This window comes from uncultured Salegentibacter sp. (assembly GCF_963972535.1).
Lineage (GTDB): Bacteria > Bacteroidota > Bacteroidia > Flavobacteriales > Flavobacteriaceae > Salegentibacter.
The window spans coordinates 1-18,019 of sequence record NZ_CAXAVR010000015.1 but is presented as its reverse complement, the minus strand read 5'-3'; the positions used below and the strand labels follow the sequence as shown (position 1 = coordinate 18,019).

The 18,019-nt window shown below is 37.8% G+C and carries 16 protein-coding genes and 2 pseudogenes; 5 read left to right on the top strand and 13 right to left on the bottom strand.

What is annotated here, in order from left to right; translation table 11 throughout:
• Positions 1-91 precede the first annotated feature (91 nt).
• The 10 genes from AACZ30_RS03630 to AACZ30_RS03585 form a co-directional block, all read right to left on the bottom strand.
• Complete coding sequence (locus AACZ30_RS03630; RefSeq protein WP_075325283.1) at positions 92-346, bottom strand: hypothetical protein; 255 nt, start codon at positions 344-346, stop codon at positions 92-94.
• 114 nt (positions 347-460) lie between these two features.
• Positions 461-1,210, bottom strand: a complete 750-nt coding sequence (locus AACZ30_RS03625) for a tetratricopeptide repeat protein (RefSeq protein WP_339647820.1) — start codon at positions 1,208-1,210, stop codon at positions 461-463.
• A 1-nt stretch (position 1,211) separates the two neighbouring features.
• Positions 1,212-2,966, bottom strand: coding sequence for a BatD family protein (locus tag AACZ30_RS03620; protein ID WP_339647819.1), 1,755 nt, complete (start codon positions 2,964-2,966; stop codon positions 1,212-1,214).
• 57 nt (positions 2,967-3,023) lie between these two features.
• Complete coding sequence (locus tag AACZ30_RS03615) at positions 3,024-3,917, bottom strand: tetratricopeptide repeat protein (protein ID WP_339647818.1); 894 nt, start codon at positions 3,915-3,917, stop codon at positions 3,024-3,026.
• Between the two features lie 58 nt (positions 3,918-3,975).
• Positions 3,976-5,022: a VWA domain-containing protein gene (locus AACZ30_RS03610; RefSeq protein WP_339647817.1), complete on the bottom strand. Its 1,047-nt coding sequence runs from the start codon at positions 5,020-5,022 to the stop codon at positions 3,976-3,978.
• A gap of 20 nt (positions 5,023-5,042) precedes the next feature.
• Positions 5,043-6,047 carry a VWA domain-containing protein gene (locus AACZ30_RS03605; protein WP_339647816.1) on the bottom strand — a complete coding sequence of 335 codons (1,005 nt, stop codon included), beginning with the start codon at positions 6,045-6,047 and terminating at the stop codon, positions 5,043-5,045.
• On the bottom strand, positions 6,047-7,681 hold the full coding sequence (locus AACZ30_RS03600; protein ID WP_339647815.1) for an LPXTG cell wall anchor domain-containing protein: 1,635 nt from the start codon (positions 7,679-7,681) through the stop codon (positions 6,047-6,049). The genes AACZ30_RS03605 and AACZ30_RS03600 overlap by 1 nt, the downstream gene beginning before the upstream one ends.
• Positions 7,682-7,687: 6 nt before the next feature.
• The gene (locus tag AACZ30_RS03595) at positions 7,688-8,554 is read right to left on the bottom strand and encodes a DUF58 domain-containing protein (RefSeq protein WP_339647814.1); all 867 of its coding nucleotides are present in this window, start codon (positions 8,552-8,554) and stop codon (positions 7,688-7,690) included.
• Between the two features lie 66 nt (positions 8,555-8,620).
• Entirely contained in the window at positions 8,621-9,625 is a 1,005-nt protein-coding gene (locus AACZ30_RS03590; RefSeq protein WP_339647813.1) for a MoxR family ATPase, read from the bottom strand.
• A 135-nt stretch (positions 9,626-9,760) separates the two neighbouring features.
• A complete protein-coding gene (locus tag AACZ30_RS03585) occupies positions 9,761-10,579 on the bottom strand; it encodes a DUF4382 domain-containing protein (protein ID WP_339647812.1) in 819 nt (272 codons plus the stop codon).
• 153 nt (positions 10,580-10,732) lie between these two features.
• On the opposite strand from AACZ30_RS03585, the gene AACZ30_RS03580 reads away from it, so the two are divergent.
• The 4 genes from AACZ30_RS03580 (at position 10,733) to AACZ30_RS03565 (ending at position 14,693) form a co-directional block, all read left to right on the top strand.
• Positions 10,733-11,482, top strand: coding sequence for an SDR family NAD(P)-dependent oxidoreductase (locus tag AACZ30_RS03580; RefSeq protein WP_075325293.1), 750 nt, complete (start codon positions 10,733-10,735; stop codon positions 11,480-11,482).
• A gap of 175 nt (positions 11,483-11,657) precedes the next feature.
• Positions 11,658-12,794 carry an ATP-binding protein gene (locus AACZ30_RS03575; RefSeq protein ID WP_339647811.1) on the top strand — a complete coding sequence of 379 codons (1,137 nt, stop codon included), beginning with the start codon at positions 11,658-11,660 and terminating at the stop codon, positions 12,792-12,794.
• A 1-nt stretch (position 12,795) separates the two neighbouring features.
• On the top strand, positions 12,796-13,524 hold the full coding sequence (locus tag AACZ30_RS03570) for a metallophosphoesterase family protein (protein ID WP_339647810.1): 729 nt from the start codon (positions 12,796-12,798) through the stop codon (positions 13,522-13,524).
• Between the two features lie 164 nt (positions 13,525-13,688).
• On the top strand, positions 13,689-14,693 hold the full coding sequence (locus tag AACZ30_RS03565; protein ID WP_075325296.1) for an acyl-ACP desaturase: 1,005 nt from the start codon (positions 13,689-13,691) through the stop codon (positions 14,691-14,693).
• Between the two features lie 160 nt (positions 14,694-14,853).
• On the opposite strand, the pseudogene AACZ30_RS03560 reads toward AACZ30_RS03565, so the two are convergent.
• The 3 genes and pseudogenes from AACZ30_RS03560 to AACZ30_RS03550 all read right to left on the bottom strand — a co-directional run.
• A pseudogene (locus AACZ30_RS03560) lies at positions 14,854-15,177 on the bottom strand (YkvA family protein); the annotation flags it as partial.
• A gap of 243 nt (positions 15,178-15,420) precedes the next feature.
• The gene (locus AACZ30_RS03555) at positions 15,421-16,974 is read right to left on the bottom strand and encodes an aldehyde dehydrogenase family protein (RefSeq protein WP_070054440.1); all 1,554 of its coding nucleotides are present in this window, start codon (positions 16,972-16,974) and stop codon (positions 15,421-15,423) included.
• A 61-nt stretch (positions 16,975-17,035) separates the two neighbouring features.
• Positions 17,036-17,578, bottom strand: coding sequence for a 3-hydroxyanthranilate 3,4-dioxygenase (locus AACZ30_RS03550; protein WP_208223452.1), 543 nt, complete (start codon positions 17,576-17,578; stop codon positions 17,036-17,038).
• A 201-nt stretch (positions 17,579-17,779) separates the two neighbouring features.
• On the opposite strand from AACZ30_RS03550, the pseudogene AACZ30_RS03545 reads away from it, so the two are divergent.
• Positions 17,780-18,019: pseudogene (locus tag AACZ30_RS03545) on the top strand (beta-aspartyl-peptidase); the annotation flags it as partial.

The window sequence follows — 18,019 nt, the reverse complement described above, 5'->3', positions numbered from 1 at the left end:
TAGAATTTTTTATAACAATCTAAATAAGAATGCTATAGCCACTGCAAAGTCTGCAGATAGTTCATAAAAATCCAGAAAAATTTAAATTAGATTAAGCGTTTTTGGGTGGGGGAAAGATCACGTCTAAAAATACTACAGGATAACTTTCAGTATAGAAATCTTTGGTATAATCCTGCTCCTGAAGAAAATGAATACTGGCGTAATTGGTATTTTGCTCTTCAAAATTAAATTCCAGGTTAATCTGGTTTTTAGAAGAACTTTCTTCTTCATTTACATTAAAAGCAAAAGAAACATCTACAGAATTATCTATATAGGCAACAATGCTAGGCGTCGCTAGAAATGCCATAAATATAAAAGTTAGAATGTAGACCTGTGTTTTCACAGCGACAAAAATAACAAGAAATGCGTCTAACTAGCAAAAAATACTCATACTTTAATGTTAAACTAATATCAATAATTTTTATAGTCGCTTCAAATTATTATTTTCTGTCCAGCCCTGGGTGCCGTTAGATAGTTCTAATTTTACCCAACCCTGATAATTCTCCAACACTTTGGCTTTAGTGCCTTCGTGTAAGCTAAAGGCAGTCTCAGCCCGTGGGGAAGGTTCATTTTTTACATCGGCTTCTTCAGTAAAAATAATAGCAAATTGATTGTTGAATTGAATCTCCTGTTGCTGAAATGCAAAGAATACTGAAATTCCTCCAAGTAAAAATATGAAGATCGCAAATCCAAACAAAGTTCGTTTTATAAGCGGTTTTCTACTGAAATAATAAAATAAGAAGAGCACTACAAAGATTATAGAAAAAGCAATAGAAAAATAAGCCCAGGTATTATAAGAAAACGTAGATAGAAATTGATTAATTTTTTTTTCAAAACCGGTTTCCTCTACCACGGGAATATCATCTATAGTCATACTACGTGCAAATTCTATATTATTTTGCACATCTTCATCTGTAGGATCTAACTGTAATGCTTTTTCATAATAATAAATACTTGGGGCTACATTATTTAATTTATAATGCGCGTTTCCAAGATTATAATAGGTTGCTACTGAAGTTTTTCCATTTGCCAGGATTTCTTCATATTTGGCTATAGCAGTTTCAAAATTATCGTTTGCATAGGCCTCATTTGCTTCTTCAAAAAGTGTTGGGTTTTGTGCCAGAGTCGTGGCCGAAACAAATACCAGGAAAATTAAAATCAGCTTTTTCATACTAAATCTCTTTATCCAGTTTTGAAATTACTTTTACAGCTTTATCGTAATCCTCCTGCTGCGCAGAATTTGACGCTGGGGTGTACCTTGCAAACTCACAGCTTTTTAAAACCTCAATAAATTCTGCAGAAGTTTCATCGGGAACATTTTTTTCCTTCAAAATTTCTAAAATGCGTTCTTTACTCATTTCAGAAGTTTGAATATGAAGTTTCGCTTTTAAATAATTGTGCATTGCACGCTCTAAAGATTCATAAAAAGCCTGCTGATCGCCAAGGTTCTTTTTGGCTTCAGAAAGGTATTTTCTTGCCAGTTTATTCGCTTTTTTAAGTCGGTTTCCATGTACATCGGCGGCAATGGCTTCTCTCTTTTTTCCGAATAAAATAAAGAGCGGAATAGCTGCAAAAGGCAAAAGTAACGATCCCCAATAAGTCCACGACCTAAAAAAGGCTTGTTGCTCTAACGGCCTAAGATTGGTTTGGGTTTTTATAAACCTAAACTGTTCTGAAGGTAAATTAACCGCGCGCTTACTGTTTTCTGCAATTCTACCACCCGAAGTACTAACCGGACCTTCTTCTACATCTATTAAAATTTCCTGGGAAGACAAACTCTTATAAGTTTGCGTTTTTGGATCAAAATATGAAAAAGTTAATGGCTGAATTGGATATTGACCTTTTCTGGTAGGCACAATAGTGTAAGAATCTATAATACTTCCCTGTTTTCCATTTAAAGTAGTGGTAACGTTTTCGGTTCTTTGTGGATCATACATTTCAAGTGAAGATGGTACCTCAAGCGAGGGTAATTCAAATAAATTTAAGTTCCCATTTCCTCTAATTTCAACCTTTGCTTCCAGGGATTCTGAAGCATCCAGCTTATCTTTAGTGGTGCTCACATCTAAACTAAATTGTCCCACGGCGCCGGTGAAACCAGCAGGTTTCCCTTCGGGCAATGGTCTTACATCGACTGTTCTAGTGCCCGCAGCAACAGTTTTATTTATAGTTTTATAAATTCTACTGCCAAAAATGTCACGCCTGTCACTTGGTACATCTACCGAAACTGACAGAGTAAGTGGTTCAAGCTCTAATTTACCGGTTTTCTGGGGATAAAGCACCGCCTTTTTAAGTACTACATAGCGATATGGCTCTCCCTGATATTCCCCATTTTCCGGTCTTAATTCCCTTATTTCAATATTCTGACTCCAAAAATCTGAAAACTTAGGGCTATCTACTTCCCTGAAATTGCTCACACTAATTCGGGGACTCACAAATAACTTATAAACCACGGTTATCCCTTCGTTTAAATAAGGATTGGGGTTGGACACTTCAGCAACTAAATGCAAGTTATCTGACGCTATAAGATCTGAATTATCACCATCGGTTGGCTGGTCTACCGCAGCGGTAACCTGGATATCTATTGGTGTGGTTTTATAAATCTTGTCGTCTATGGTAATTTCAGCCTGGGCAATGGTTTTGCTTCCGCGGGAACTGGGCTGTAAATAATAAGAATACGTTTTTGAATATGTACGATCCCCATTAATCCAACGATTACTCACCGACTGGTTTGGGCCACCTACAACGGTAAAACCATCAAAAGAGGGAGGACGAAAATTATCACCATCCTGGTTCATTTCAAAATCTACCCTAAGGCGTTCGTTTACCCCAAGTTTGTCCTTGCTCACTTTGGCTTCGAACTTTACCTGGGCCTGTAAACCAAAGCCGGTAAATAATAAAATGCTAAGTATTAAAAACTTCACCTTCATCTATAAAATCCTTTCTTTAAGATAAGTATGATTTTGGAAAGAAATGTATCAAAAATTTTACCAATCTTTTTCAGATTGCACTTTGGCACCTTTTTGTTTTTCCGCATTTACTTTATCCTGCACCTTTCTTTCTTCATTATTCATCGCTTCCAGTAAACTCTGAATTTGCTCTGGAGACAATTGTCCCTGCGCGGGTTGAGGCTGGCCTTGCTCTGGTTGCTGTTCTTCCTCTTGCTGGTCGCCCTGGCCATCTTGCTGCTCCTGCTCATCCTGGTCACCTTCCTGTTCTTCCTGATCCTGATCTTGTTGATCCTGGTCACCTTCATTATCTCCCTCACCATCCTGATTCTCCTGCTCCTGATTCTCCTGCTCCTGGTTTTCCTGATCCTGGTTTTGGTCTTGATTTTCCTGATCCTGATTTTCCTGATCTTCATTCTCATCATCGCCACCATCCTGGTTATCCTCCTGGTTTTCCTGTTTCTGTTCCAGCATCTTTTTAGCCAGGGCTAAATTATACCGTGTTTCATCGTCAGTTGGATCGTTTCTTAAAGCGTCTTTATAGGCATCTACCGCTTCCTGATACATTTTTTGCTTCAAATAAGCATTTCCCAAATTATGGTTGGCTTTGTGCCTGGCAGTTTTCGTGTCTGCAACCTCAGCCGCCTGCTTAAAACGTTGTGCAGCCTGTGGTGCATTTTCACGGGTATAATACATATTTCCCATATTATATCTCGCGTCTGCATTCTCAGCATCTTTGGCAATAGCTTTTCTATAAGCCGCCTCGGCTTCCGGGAAATTATTTTCTCCTAAAGCAACATCAGCTTCCTGCATAAATTGCCGGGCTTCCTTTTGGGCTTTTTCTCTTTCTTTATCACTTTGTTGCTGGGCTAATACCGGAAGTCCAAGTACCAACCCAAAAAACACACATAAACTAACTCGAAGAAAGCTCAAGGATAAATTTAAATCTCGATTATCGAGTAATATGTTTGCTGAAAAACCTCTCATTGAATCACTCCTCTGTTTTTCTTTTTTCGTTGAATAAATTAAGCTTCCTTATCCAGCCGGTCTTGCGTTCCAGCATAAATACATCCAGTAACAGCAATAAGATTGCCAAACCAACGAACCACTGAAACTGCGATTTATAATCGGCAAATTGTTTGGCTTCAAATTCTGTTTTTTCTATGGTAAGCAACTCTTCCTGAACTTTTTCGGTTACTTCAGCAGTTATACTACCATCAATATATTCTCCGTTTGTTTCGCTCGCAATTTGCTCTAGAATTGCCGGATCAAGTTTTGTAATTACGGTTTCGCCCTGATTATCCTTTTTATAATTCTGCACCACTCCATTCCTTTTAATAGGAATTGGTCCTCCCTTGGTGGTGCCTACACCTATAGTATAAATTCTAATCCCGGCTTCAGCGGCGCGTTCCGCCATATCTTCAACATTACCCTGGTGATCTTCGCCATCGCTTAGAATAAACATCACCCGGTTGGTTTGTTGGTTATCGTCAAAAAAACCGGTAGCTAAATCTATAGCATCTCCAATGGCGGTTCCCTGCGAGGAAATCATATCGGTATTTAGACTTTCCAGGAACATCTCTGCCGAGCCGTAATCTGTTGTAATTGGCAATTGCGGAAAAGCGCTTCCGGCATAGGCGATAATTCCCACGCGATCGCTTCCCAGGTTCCCTATTATTTGCCTTACCAGTTGCTTCGATTTTTCTAATCTATTGGGCGCAATATCTTCGGCTTCCATACTTTTAGATACATCTACGGCAAAAACAATATCTACACCTTCACGTTTTACTGTTTCCAACTGGGAGCCCAATTTAGGATTTACAAGGCCAAAAATTAAGCTGGCAAGGGCAACAAGAATTAGCATTAATTTTAAAACAGGCTTAAATGCCGATTTGTTTGGTGATAAAAAACTTAGAAGCTCGGGTTTGGCAAACCTTGAGCGCGCACGCTTCTGCCAAAGCCTAAAAATAAGGTATAGCAAGATTACTACCGGAAGGAGTAGTAAAAGCCATAAATATATTTTTTCTTCTAAGATCATTAAAACTTTCTTTCTAATTTTTAAATGAAGCCTCTAAATACTGTATACCGCAAGATTATTTCAAAAAGTAATAATCCTAAAGCCAGTAAAGCATAAGGCCTAAATTTTTCCGTATAATTATAATACCTGAATTCTTCTATTTCAGATTTCTCCAGGCTGTCTATTTCTTCATAAATTTCTTCGAGGGTTTCGTTATTGGTAGCTCTAAAGTATTTCCCGCCGGTATCTGCAGCAATTTGCTGCAACAAAGCTTCATCTATCTCCACTTTTTGCACCCCATATTGAAACTTCCCGTTAGGTAAAATATTTACTGGAGTTAGGGCATTTCCATTACTTCCCACGCCAATTGTATAGACTTTAATGTCGAATTCCACAGCGAGCTCGCTGGCTATTTTAGGATCTATAAACCCAGAGTTATTTACCCCGTCGGTTAATAAAATAATCACTTTGCTTTCGGCATCACTATCTTTTAAACGGTTAACCGAAGTTGCCAAACCTGAACCAATTGCCGTTCCGTTTTGTAATACATTACTGTATTCAATTTCTTCAATGGCTCTTAAAGCAATACTTTTATCGCTGGTAATGGGCGTTTTTGTAAAACTTTCTCCAGCAAAAAGCACCAAACCAATCCTATCTGTAGGCCTATTTTCTATAAATTCAGCTCCTACTTCCTTTACAGATTCCAGTCGATTAGGTTCAAAATCGCGAGCCAGCATACTTGCCGAAACATCTATGGCCATTACAATATCTATACCCCTAATGTTGCTGCTTTGCGTGGTTACATCTACCGTTCTTGGCCGGGCCATTGCAGTTATTAACAGCGCCAATGCCAGTAAGCGTAAGATAAAAAGTATAGGTTTTAATTTTGAAAGCAGCGATTGCTTTACCTTAAAACCTTTTACACTAGACATTCTAAGTTCTGGCGTTTGCTGCTTTCGTTTCCAGAAATACCAGGCCGTTGCCGGCAGAAGCAGCAAAAGCAGCCAGAAAAATTCTGGATTTTCGAATGTATAATTAGCAAACATCAATTAGACTGATTTCTTAATTCTATAGAACTTTCTACTCGTTGTAATATTTCTTCGGCATATTCATCATCTTCATCAAAAACTACCATAACCTGCTGAAATCCACCATTTTCTCCCAGGTTTAGAATAGCATATTGCTTTTGAATTGGTCCGCCGGTAATTGGATTTTCAAGATTAAAAGTTCCAAAAACCTTAATTCCTTTGGCGTTATTTAAAGTTGAAAATTCTTCTTCTTTCATAATAATATTACTAGCACCCTGGTTTTCCAGGTTTTCATAAATACCGTCTACTGCCTTATCAAGGTTAAAATCACTTTGCGGATTTACAGGCCCGGTAATTAATAAAATATATAAATTGCTCTCCAGTGTTCCAGAATCAAAAGTTTCACTTCCCAGAAGCAATTCCTGTAGCTCATTGTCCCTATCTACAGCTTTTCTTACCAGTACCTCTGGAGTGGTTATGGTTACACTTGGTGTGCCGTATTCACTTCTAATCCAGTCGCCCTCCAGCAATTCTTTGGTCTCATTTCCTAAAACCGAATCTTTTATATAATCAAATCCTCTGGTATTTACCAAAACCACTATTACAATAATTCCCAGCACCAACACACCACCAATTATGGCCAGGATTTTATTTCTTCTTTTCCTTCTTAATTTCTCTGTTCGGTATTTTTCATCCTGCATCAATTCTTCCTCGGTTGGCTCAGGAACTACCTGGCGAATGTCTTTTATAAGATGCTCGGTTTTAGTTCTATCACTTTTCGCGGTAATTACATCGGGGCGCGAATTGGCAAATTTGGCTAAATCGGCGCGTTTTAATAATTGCTGAAAATTATCTATAGATTTATCTTTTAAACTTAATTCTCCCGCCTGTTTTCTTAATTCCAGGTAAGCAATAAGTTCTGAGGTGGTACTCTCCAGCGCCCTATCGTAAATTTTTCTATCTAAATATTTTCTAACAATAAATGCAAGATTTGAGTAATATTCCTTGATTTCCCTGTCTTGCAACAAAGAAGAATTATCTAATTGTTTTAACTCGAACATGGCCTGCTCGTATGGAGGTAATTCGGGTTCTGCTTCTTTTCTTTTCTTTCTTCTTCGGAAAAAGTAAAAAGCAAGTCCAAGAATTACTAAAGCGGCAAGTAACCACCAAATCCAGTTAGGAATACTAAAAGGTTTTGGAACATCTACCGCCGGTTTTATAGGATACATTTTTTGCCGTGTGGTATCAACTTTTACATCGGCAACCTCAACTCTAAAAGAATCGGTTAAATATTCCCTATTTTGAATAATAATTTTTTGCTGCGGAATAGTATAGGCACCTGAATCGAACTGGGTAAGTGAATATTTTTTTAAAAGCCTGAAGCGATCTTCAACCGTCGTGGTATCAGCTCCTAAAGATTCTACCATTTCCATTGGGTCAAAAGTTTGACCCTCAGGGAAAACCACCAAGTTGGTAGAATCAGTTTCTACTTCAATACTATAAATTATTTGTTCTCCAATTTTTATGGAAGTTGAATCTATGCCAGCATTAATTTGAGGTTGCTGAGCGAAAGCTGAAAAAGACAACAACAAAAAAAGCAACAAGGCCGCCGCTTTAAAACTATTTAATGTTGTTGTAAATCTATAATTCATTTGTTTCTAACCTCTTCTTTTAAAATATCCAAGCAATTTTTTTACATAACTCTCGTCAACACGATTGTTGATAACGCCAGCTCCACTTAGGGTAAAACTTTCGTTAAAATAAGCAGCTTTTCCGCGATAATATTCAGCATAATTTCTTCTAACCGATTTAGAGCCTGTATTTACAGTTACATACTCGCCGGTTTCCTCATCCAACATTTGTACCAATCCTAAATTTGGAATTTCCTCCTCTGCCGAATCGTAAACTCTAATCCCAGTTACGTCATGTTTATTCCCCGCAATCTTTAAAGTTTGCTGGTAATCATCATCCATAAAATCTGAAAGCATAAAGACAATCGCCTTTTTCTTCATCACATTAGAAAGGTATTTTATGGCTACCGCGATATCGGTTTTTTTAGATTGTGGCTTAAATTCTATTAATTCCCTGATAATTCTAAGCACGTGATAACGCCCTTTTTTAGGCGGAATATAAAGCTCTATTTTATCTGAAAAAAGCATCAGCCCAATCTTATCGTTATTTTGGGTAGCCGAAAAAGCTAAAGTTGCAGCAATTTCGGTAATCACATCTTTTTTAAGCTGATTTTGTGTGCCGAAGAATTCTGAACCCGAAACATCTACCATAAGCATCATGGTAAGTTCACGTTCTTCTTCAAAAACCTTTACAAAGGGCTCATTGTAGCGAGCGGTAACATTCCAGTCTATACTTCTAACATCGTCGCCAAATTGGTATTGCCGCACTTCACTAAACGTCATCCCACGACCTTTAAAAGTAGAATGATATTCCCCGCCAAAAACGTGATCGCTCAAACGCCGGGTTTTTATTTCAATCTTTCTTACTTTTTTTAAAAGCTCTTTGGTATCCATCAGGAAGCGGTTGTGTTTTTACACAGCAATTATTGGAAAATGCGAAAATTAAGGGAACTACAGGGTTTATGGAACTTCAATCTCGTTCACTATTTTATGCACAATATCTTCTGAAGTTACATTTTCGGCTTCAGCCTCGTAGGTAATTCCAATTCTATGGCGAAGCACGTCTACAACCACGGCTCTAACATCTTCTGGAATTACATAACCACGACGTTTTATAAATGCATAACATTTTGAAGCTCTCGCCAGGTTAATACTTCCCCTTGGAGAAGCGCCAAAACTTATTAAAGGTTTTAGATCTTTTAAATTATATTTTTCAGGATTACGAGTGGCAAAAATAATATCAAGAATATATTTTTCAATTTTCTCATCCATATAAACTTCCCTGGCAGCCTGTTGTGCACGTAAAATTTGCTCAATGCTCACCACCGGATTCACTTTTGGGAATTCCCCTCTTAAATTGGCGCGCATAATTAACTGCTCGTCGTTAATTTCGGGATAATCAATTACGGTTTTTAGCATAAAACGGTCTACCTGGGCTTCAGGTAAAGGATAAGTTCCTTCCTGTTCCACCGGGTTTTGCGTGGCCATTACCAAAAACGGTTTATCTAAAATAAAGGTCTCTTCGCCAATGGTTACCTGCTTTTCCTGCATAGCTTCCAATAAAGCCGATTGTACTTTGGCTGGAGCCCGGTTAATTTCATCTGCCAGGACAAAATTTGCGAAAATGGGTCCTTTTTTAATACTGAAATCATTCAGCTTCATATTATAGATCATAGTACCCACAACATCTGCAGGCAAAAGGTCTGGAGTAAACTGAATTCTACTAAAGCTACCGTGAACGGCTTGAGAAAGGGTATTAATAGCCAGGGTTTTTGCCAAACCGGGAACACCTTCCAGCAAAATATGGCCCTGCCCCAATAAACCAATAAGCAAGCGCTCCATCATATGCTTTTGCCCTACTATTACTTTATTGACTTCAGTATTTAGTAAATCTACAAAAGCACTTTCCCTCTCTATTTTTTCATTTAAACTTGCAATATCTACAGAGGCGTTGTTATCTATCATTTTATGCGTATTTAAGACCGTGAATTCGAGGCCGCAAATTGGAAAATTATTAGCGTTTCTGCTGTTAATGTATGGTTAAAAAACAAAAAAGCGGCTAAAAATAGCCGCTCTTTTTTTATAAGGGAAATCTTTTAATTATTCCAAATAAATAGTTTCAAGATCTTTTGCTTCCCCCTGTACTACTTCTACATTGTCTTCGGTAATGGCATCATAACCAGTTTCGGCATCTGGAGTTACAATAACTTTATAAGTTCCTGCCGGCACGCCGTGCAGCGCAAAATTGCCGTCTTCGTCAGTATAAGCCGAAATAGTATGGCTTGCATTCTGTGCTTTTATCAAAGATTTTCTATCGTTAGGATGTACTTCGCCTACAATAGAACCGGTATTAGCCATAGCAGACATTCTAATTACAGGTTTAAGGATGTAACCTCCATTACCGGTTGTCACGATAGATTCGTCTACATCAAAATCCAGAAGGTATTCATAGCTTTCTCCTGCTTCCAGCTCTTGTTGCACATTTAATTTTAATCCAGATTGTTGTGCACTTGGGGTAGCCATAGGATTCTCTTCTCCATCAATTACCACCACATTGTCTGGTCCTAAAACCAGTCTTATTTGATCAAGATAACCTGCAGGAATTTCAACATCGGCCAGTAATTGTGATACTCCGCCGGTTAATTGTAGAAGGTCATAACGGCCAGTTTCTACATTAGAAAGACTTTCCCATTCGGCTTCTTCTTCGCCAACGGCGGCTTCTGTTTTAATCATTACATCCTGCACATCTACCCAAACTTCATCGTAGTCTCCGGGGGCATCTGTCATTCTAACCGTTAATTGGGCGTTGCCTTCTTCCACTCCGTTTTCATCATCATCACTACAACTGGTAAATCCAAAAGCAACTACTGCCGCAAGCAATAAGCTTTTTAATTTTAGGTTCTTCATCGTTCTTTTCATAAATAGGTTTATTAATTGTTTAGAGAGGAAAACGCAGCATCATTGAATAAATTTTATCCAGATGACTAGATTAACTAAATTTAACAGGATTTTAAATTGCATTTATACATTTAAGCTAGTTTCTTGTAGAAGCTTTATAACTTAGAAAAACTTATGAAAACTGCACTAATTACCGGCGCCACCAGTGGAATTGGAAAAGCTACCGCCAATGCTTTTGCAAGAGAAGGCATTAATTTAATTCTCTGTGGAAGAAGGGAAGAACGTTTAGACGAATTAAAAAAAGAATTGTCAAAAAGGGTCGCGGTTTATACCCTTTGTTTTGATATTCGTGACAAAGCTGCGGTTTTTGAAAAAATAAATGGACTTCCAGAGAAATTCAGCAAAATTGATATTCTAATAAATAATGCCGGAAACGCACACGGTTTAGACCCCATACAGGATGGAAATATAGACGATTGGGATGCCATGTTAGACATTAACGTAAAAGGTCTGCTATATATTAGCAAAGCAATTTTTCCAAAAATGATAAACCAGGGAACCGGGCATATTATTAATATTGGATCTACCGCAGGGAAAGAAGTCTACCCTAACGGAAATGTTTATTGCGCAAGCAAATACGCGGTAGATGCCTTAAACCAGGGAATGCGTATAGACCTCAACAAACACGGAATTAAAGTTGGCGCCGTAAACCCGGGGCTTACTCAAACAGAATTTAGCGAAGTGAGATTTAAAGGCGACTCCGAAAAAGCGAAAAGTGTTTATGAAGGATTTCAAGCTTTACGCCCGGAAGATATCGCAGATATAATCAGGTTTGTGGTAACCCGGCCTTATCACGTAAATATTGCAGATTTAGTAGTGATGCCAACCGCGCAAGCAAACAGCACTACGGTGAATAAAAATTAATATTTCTTGAGATTTACATCCTGCAAGGTTTTAAAAACCTTATAGGTTTAGTTTTTGGAATACCCTAGGAATAAAAATATTGAAAAATGATATGGTTTAACGCAGATATGTAATGGGAAAAAGAATAGATAATAATTAAAGAGATTTCCGTCTTCACGGAAATGACAAAGTAAATATGATCAACAAACGGCTTTTAATAAAAAACTTACTCGCTCATAACGACGAGAATAGCTTTTATGATAAAAAGCTGAAGCTTAATATTGGCGAACGCGAAGGAAAAGCCAAGTTTTTAAAGCACGTTTGCGCACTTTCTAATTCCAATCCTGAAAACAATTCTTATATCGTAATTGGAGTCCAGGACGAAGATAACCGTATTGTTGGCACCGATTTTTTTGACGATAGTAAAATTCAAAACCTGGTGAATGCTTATTTAAGTAATCCGCCGTTAATATCTTATGAAAATATTCCTTTTCCGCATTTACCTGGAAACCTTGTGGTTGGCCTGGTAAGCATTAAGCCCAACCACGGAAAAATATGCTCGCTTAGAAAAAACATTTGGAAATATTATGGTGGCTCGGTTTTTCTTAGAGACGGGAGCATTAGTATGCCCAAGGTTTTTGATATTACTATTAGCGATGTGAATTCAGAAGTGGTGAATTCTATAGAAAACCATTCCCATAATAATATAGAATTAACCCTGGACGGGGTGTTTGATTTTCTTCAGAAGAGAAAAGATTATAACGCCACTTATAAAGTTTTTAAAGAATATTTTGTGGTTTGTTGGGCCGGAAAAAAGATTCTGGCAAAAAATGAAACATTTTATTCCCGTGTAGATATAGAATTAATAAACGAACAGGTGAAATTGTTTTATTCAGATTTGGACCAGGTGAGTATTAGCCTTACCGAAGAACAATTTAAAATCCTGGAATATGTACAATTGGGACTGCACGATAAATACCAGTTTTATCCTTTAGAAGAGGTAACTATTCGCTTTAAAGACAGCGTGAGTTATGAGATAGAAAGCAAATTGCTATTTGAGCCACCAGAATTCGACAAGAAAACGCTTTATCATATATACAACACAAACAATAAACTTCTGGAAAGACTTAAAAAGAAACTTCCGCTAAATAAACAACAAATAAAAGATCTTAAAAATTTGCCTTCAACTTATTTACTTTGTTATTTAAATAACTTTGCACAGGCAATAGACAAACTGGAAGAAGCCAAACCATTTTTAAAAGAATACAGCCAGGAAGTTTATAATTATTATAAGGAAAGTATGCGAATTTTAAGAAAAGTAAAATACAGTTAATATGGGTAGAAGTATTGCCATTGGAGACATTCACGGCGGATTAAAAGCATTAATACAACTGCTTGAAAAAATTGAAGTCACCCCAGACGATGAACTAATTTTTTTGGGCGATTATGTAGATGGCTGGAGTGATTCGGCAAACGTGGTTTCCTATTTAATAGAATTCGCAAAGCAAAATACCTGTATTTTTATTCGGGGAAATCATGACGATCTTACTCATCGCTGGCTGGAATCTGGAGAGCTTAACGAAAAGTGGCTGGAACACGGTGGGCAATCCAGTATTGATGCGTATAGAAATTTTTCTTCAGAAGAAATAGAAGCGCATATCGAGTTTTTTAATCAGATGGTTAATTATTACGTAGATAAAAAAAACAGGCTTTTTGTGCACGCGGGGTTTACAAATCAACATGGTCCTGAACAGGAATACCATGACACCGGATTTTACTGGGATAGAACCCTGTGGGAAATGGCACTTTCATTAGATAAAAATATAAAGCCAGATGATATAAATTACCCAAAACGCCTAAGACTTTTTGATGAAATATTTATTGGCCATACCCCGGTTACCCGAATTAACGAAGATGTCCCGGTAAAAAAAGCAAACATTTGGAATGTAGATACCGGCGCTGCTTTTTTGGGAAAATTATCGGCTATAGATGTAAATTCAAAGGAAATATGGCAAAGTGAGCCGGTTTTTAAGCTATATCCCGAGGAGGAAGGTAGAAATTAAGACGATTTTACCAGAAAACGCCTTTACTCTTTATATCTTTGTACTTTAATGATTTTGAGTTTTATTTAAGCTGAATTATATTAGTAAAAACTAAAACACAGTTTTTGTAGCATAATTATAAATCCCAGCAGGGTTTCTAAAATACCTGCTCCAATCCACATAAAATGGCCCTCGATAATATTAGATTAGAAGTAATGAACACCGTTGAGAAAGAGGTAGACGGTTTCATTGAAAAATACCTTATCCCGGTAGAAGAAATCTGGCAACCTACAGATTTACTTCCAAATTTACAGGGAGAGGATTATATGAATGAGCTTACCCAAATTAGGGAAGAAGCAAAAGAACTTGAATACGATTTTTGGGTAGTTTTAGTTGCCGATATGGTTACCGAAGAAGCCCTCCCAACCTACGAATCCTGGCTTATGGACATGGAAGGGGTAAAACAACATGGCAAAAGTCGTGGTGAAGAAAACGCCTGGTCTAAGTGGGTCCGTCACTGGACCGGGGAAGAAAACCGCCACGGAGATACGCTTAACAAATACCTTTACCTCTCTGGTAGGGTAAATATGCGTGAAATTGAAAAAACCACACAACATTTAATAAATGATGGTTTTGACATTGGAACGGGGCGTGATCCTTATAAAAACTTTGTATACACCAGTTTCCAGGAATTGGCTACCAATATTTCGCATAAGCGTGTTGGGCAGTTAGCTAAGAAAAAAGGCAATAAAATGCTGGGAAAAATGTGTAATATTATTGCCGGAGACGAGATGAGGCACTATATGGCTTACCGGGAATTTGTAAAAACCATCTTTGAGCACGATCCCAGCCAAATGATGCTGGCTTTTCACGATATGATGAAAAGAAAGATTGTTATGCCAGCTCAGTTTTTACGTGAAAGCGGACAGGGAATTGCCGAAGCTTTTGAAAACTTCTCTAATGCAGCCCAAAGACTTGGCGTATACACCACTTACGATTATATTGAAATCCTTGAAAAACTAAATGGATACTGGGAAATTGATAAAATGCGTTCCCTTACCGATGAAGCTGAAAAAGCCAGGGATTATCTTATGAGATTACCCGATAGAATGCGAAGAATTGCAGACCGTATGGCTGTTCCGCAAGATCAACATATCTTTAAATGGGTTGAGCCTAACGGAAGAATTTAAGGCAATTTGTCTATAAAAAATTTAGACCTCACAAGTTATGAAAACCTGTGAGGTCTTTTTTTTTGAATTTATTCGTGGGAAATCTTTAAAACTACACTTCCTGTTTCTTCCAGATTTTATAAGAAATTAGATCTTTTTCTATGAGATTAAGACAAAAAGCAACTACCGCAGCATCGTCTAAATAACCAATAATTGGAATAAAATCGGGGATTAAATCTATGGGCGAAAGTACATAAAGAAGAGCGCCTCCAATAGCTGCAATTACGTTAAAAGGTACTTCCCTGTAATTCCCGTTGGCATAATCTTTTAGCAAACTAAAAAGTATTACCGCATCATCTAGATAACGCTGTAATTTTCCTTTATTTTCAAATTTAGATTTTATAGCTTCTTCATCTTCCAGTACATCATCTATATCTTCTTCTTCAAAATCGTCCTGACGCTTTTTATGTTCTTTCTTAATTGTTTCGTTATCGATTTTACTCATTGTCTATTTTTTTGATGCCACAAAATATAAAATTATTATTGAAGGTTTAATTAGGGAAATGCTAAAATATGAGAAAAAACAAACCTCACAGATTTTAAATGCTGTGAGGTTTTGTTCATAATTCCAATCAGGTTTCCTCCGTCATGCCGTCCCGAAATTTCGGGATTATTTCAGAATCTACGTCATTTTCTATACCTATTAGACCCTGAAACAAGTTCAGGGTGACGATTCTATTATTAAATACTACAAATCGAATTTAATACCTTGCGCCAATGGCAGTTCAGTGGTATAATTAATAGTATTTGTTTGACGTCTCATATATATCTTCCAGGCATCAGACCCAGATTCTCTTCCGCCTCCGGTTTCTTTTTCACCACCAAAAGCACCGCCAATTTCAGCACCTGAAGTTCCAATATTCACATTTGCAATCCCGCAATCTGAACCTTCTACCGAAAGAAAACGTTCGGCTTCCCTTAAATTATTGGTCATTATTGCCGAAGAAAGTCCCTGTACCACTCCGTTTTGTAATTCCAGGGCGTTAGAAACATCTCCGGAATATTTCATAATATAAAGCACTGGTGCAAAAGTTTCGTGCTGTACAATCTTAAATTCGTTTTTTGCTTCGGCAATAGCTGGTTTTACGTAGCATCCGCTTTCATAGCCTTCGCCTTCCAAAACGCCACCTTCAACTAAGATCTTACCGCCTTCTTCTACCACTTTATCTAAAGCGTTTTGGTAATTTTTAACCGCATCTTTGTCAATAAGTGGCCCCACGTGATTATTTTCATCTAATGGGTTTCCAATACGCAATTGCTTATAAGCTTTTACAATCGCATCTTTTACTTTATCATAAATAGATTCGTGAATTATTAATCTTCGGGTAGAAGTACAACGCTGTCCGCAGGTTCCTACGGCTCCAAACACAGCACCGATTACCGTATTTTTAATATCGGCATCTGGCGTTACGATTATGGCGTTATTCCCTCCTAATTCAAGAAGCGATTTCCCTAACCTTGCGGCAACTGCCTGGGCAACTATTTTTCCCATTCTAATAGAACCCGTAGCCGAAATTAAAGGCACTCGTTTATCGTTGGTCATCATTTCACCCACCTTATAATCGCCGGTGATCAATGAAGAAATCCCTGCCGGAACATTATTTTCAGCAAAAACTCTAGCGGCAATATTTTGACAGGCGACAGAAGTTAACGGAGTTTTCTCTGATCCTTTCCAAACGCAAGCATCTCCACAAACCCACGCTAATGCCGTATTCCACGACCAAACCGCCACGGGAAAGTTAAATGCCGAGATAATTCCAACTACTCCAAGCGGGTGGTATTGCTCGTACATTCTATGCCCGGGCCGTTCAGAATGCATGGTTAAACCGTGTAACTGCCGCGAAAGTCCCACTGCGAAATCGCAGATATCTATCATTTCCTGAACTTCGCCCAAACCTTCCTGGTAAGATTTTCCCATTTCGTAGGAAACCAATTTTCCTAATGGTTCTTTTAATCTTCTTAATTCATCATTGAACTGGCGAACCACTTCCCCACGCTGAGGTGCCGGCCAGGTGCGCCATTCTTTAAAACCTGCAGTAGCAGTAGTAATTACTTTTTCGTAATCTTCTTTGGTGGTGGCCTTTACTTTTCCAATTAAAGCGCCGTCTACAGGAGAATAAGATTCAATAACTTCCCCACTACTAAAAAAATCTTTTCCGGTAGAAGTTCCATTATTGGTTTCCTGTAAACCAAGATCTTTTAAAGCTTGTTTAATTCCGAATTTTTCTGCTATTTCACTCATTAAATTGTAAATTTTATCTGTTCTTTTGTGTGTTTTCTGCTAAAATAATAAATTTTTTATGCTATTCCGTTTCGGCTACAAAACGCTCATCTACCGGCATTACTTCCCCGCAATTATCACAGGTACGTAATTCTTTACTTCCGTAGAAATGTTTAAAATGCTTTAAAAAATCTTTTTCAATATCTTCTAATGGAAAATAAACTTCATATAATTTATGGTTACAATTATCGCAAAACCATAATAGCCCGTCTTTGCCTTCAAGTTGCACACGTTTACGCTCCACAACCAGCCCAATAGAACCTTCTTTTCTAACCGGTGAATGTGGCACTTTTGCGGGATGCAAATACATATCTCCAGGACCTAATTTCATCGTTTTTTTCTTACCATCTTCCTGAATATGCACTTCAATTTCGCCTTCCAATTGATAAAAAAGCTCCTCGGTTTCGTTATAATGATAATCCTTGCGTGCATTTGGCCCTGCCACCACCATCACGATATAATCTTCAGATTCTTTATAAAGATTTCGATTGCCCACCGGCGGCTTAAGAGATTCCCGGTTTTGGTCAATCCATTTATTAAGATTAAAAGGTTTATTTACTGCCATGATTTCTAATTTATATTCCTTAAAATTACAACTTAAAGCTTAGACAAATGCCCCATTTTCTTATCTTTTTGGGCGCCTTAACGGGCTATGCGCTGCAAGTCCTCGTCGCCTATCGGTTCGTGTGGGCTTTACGCTGCTATCCCTGGCGCAAAATAAAAAACTTAACAAAATGCGTATCTTCGACCTAAAATCACACTCTATATGAAAAAAATATTCCTTTTATTCAGTCTTTTTCTCTTTTTAGCCTGTAATATTTCAATTGAAAAAGATTCAGAAAAAAATGAATCCACCGAAGCTGAAAAAATTCAGGATTCTGCGGGGAATTTTGGGATTGTTATTCATGGTGGTGCCGGCACAATTTTAAAAGAAAATATGAGTGATTCTCTGGAACAGGCTTACAAAGCCAAGCTGGAAGAAGCCATAAGAACCGGGCACGAAATT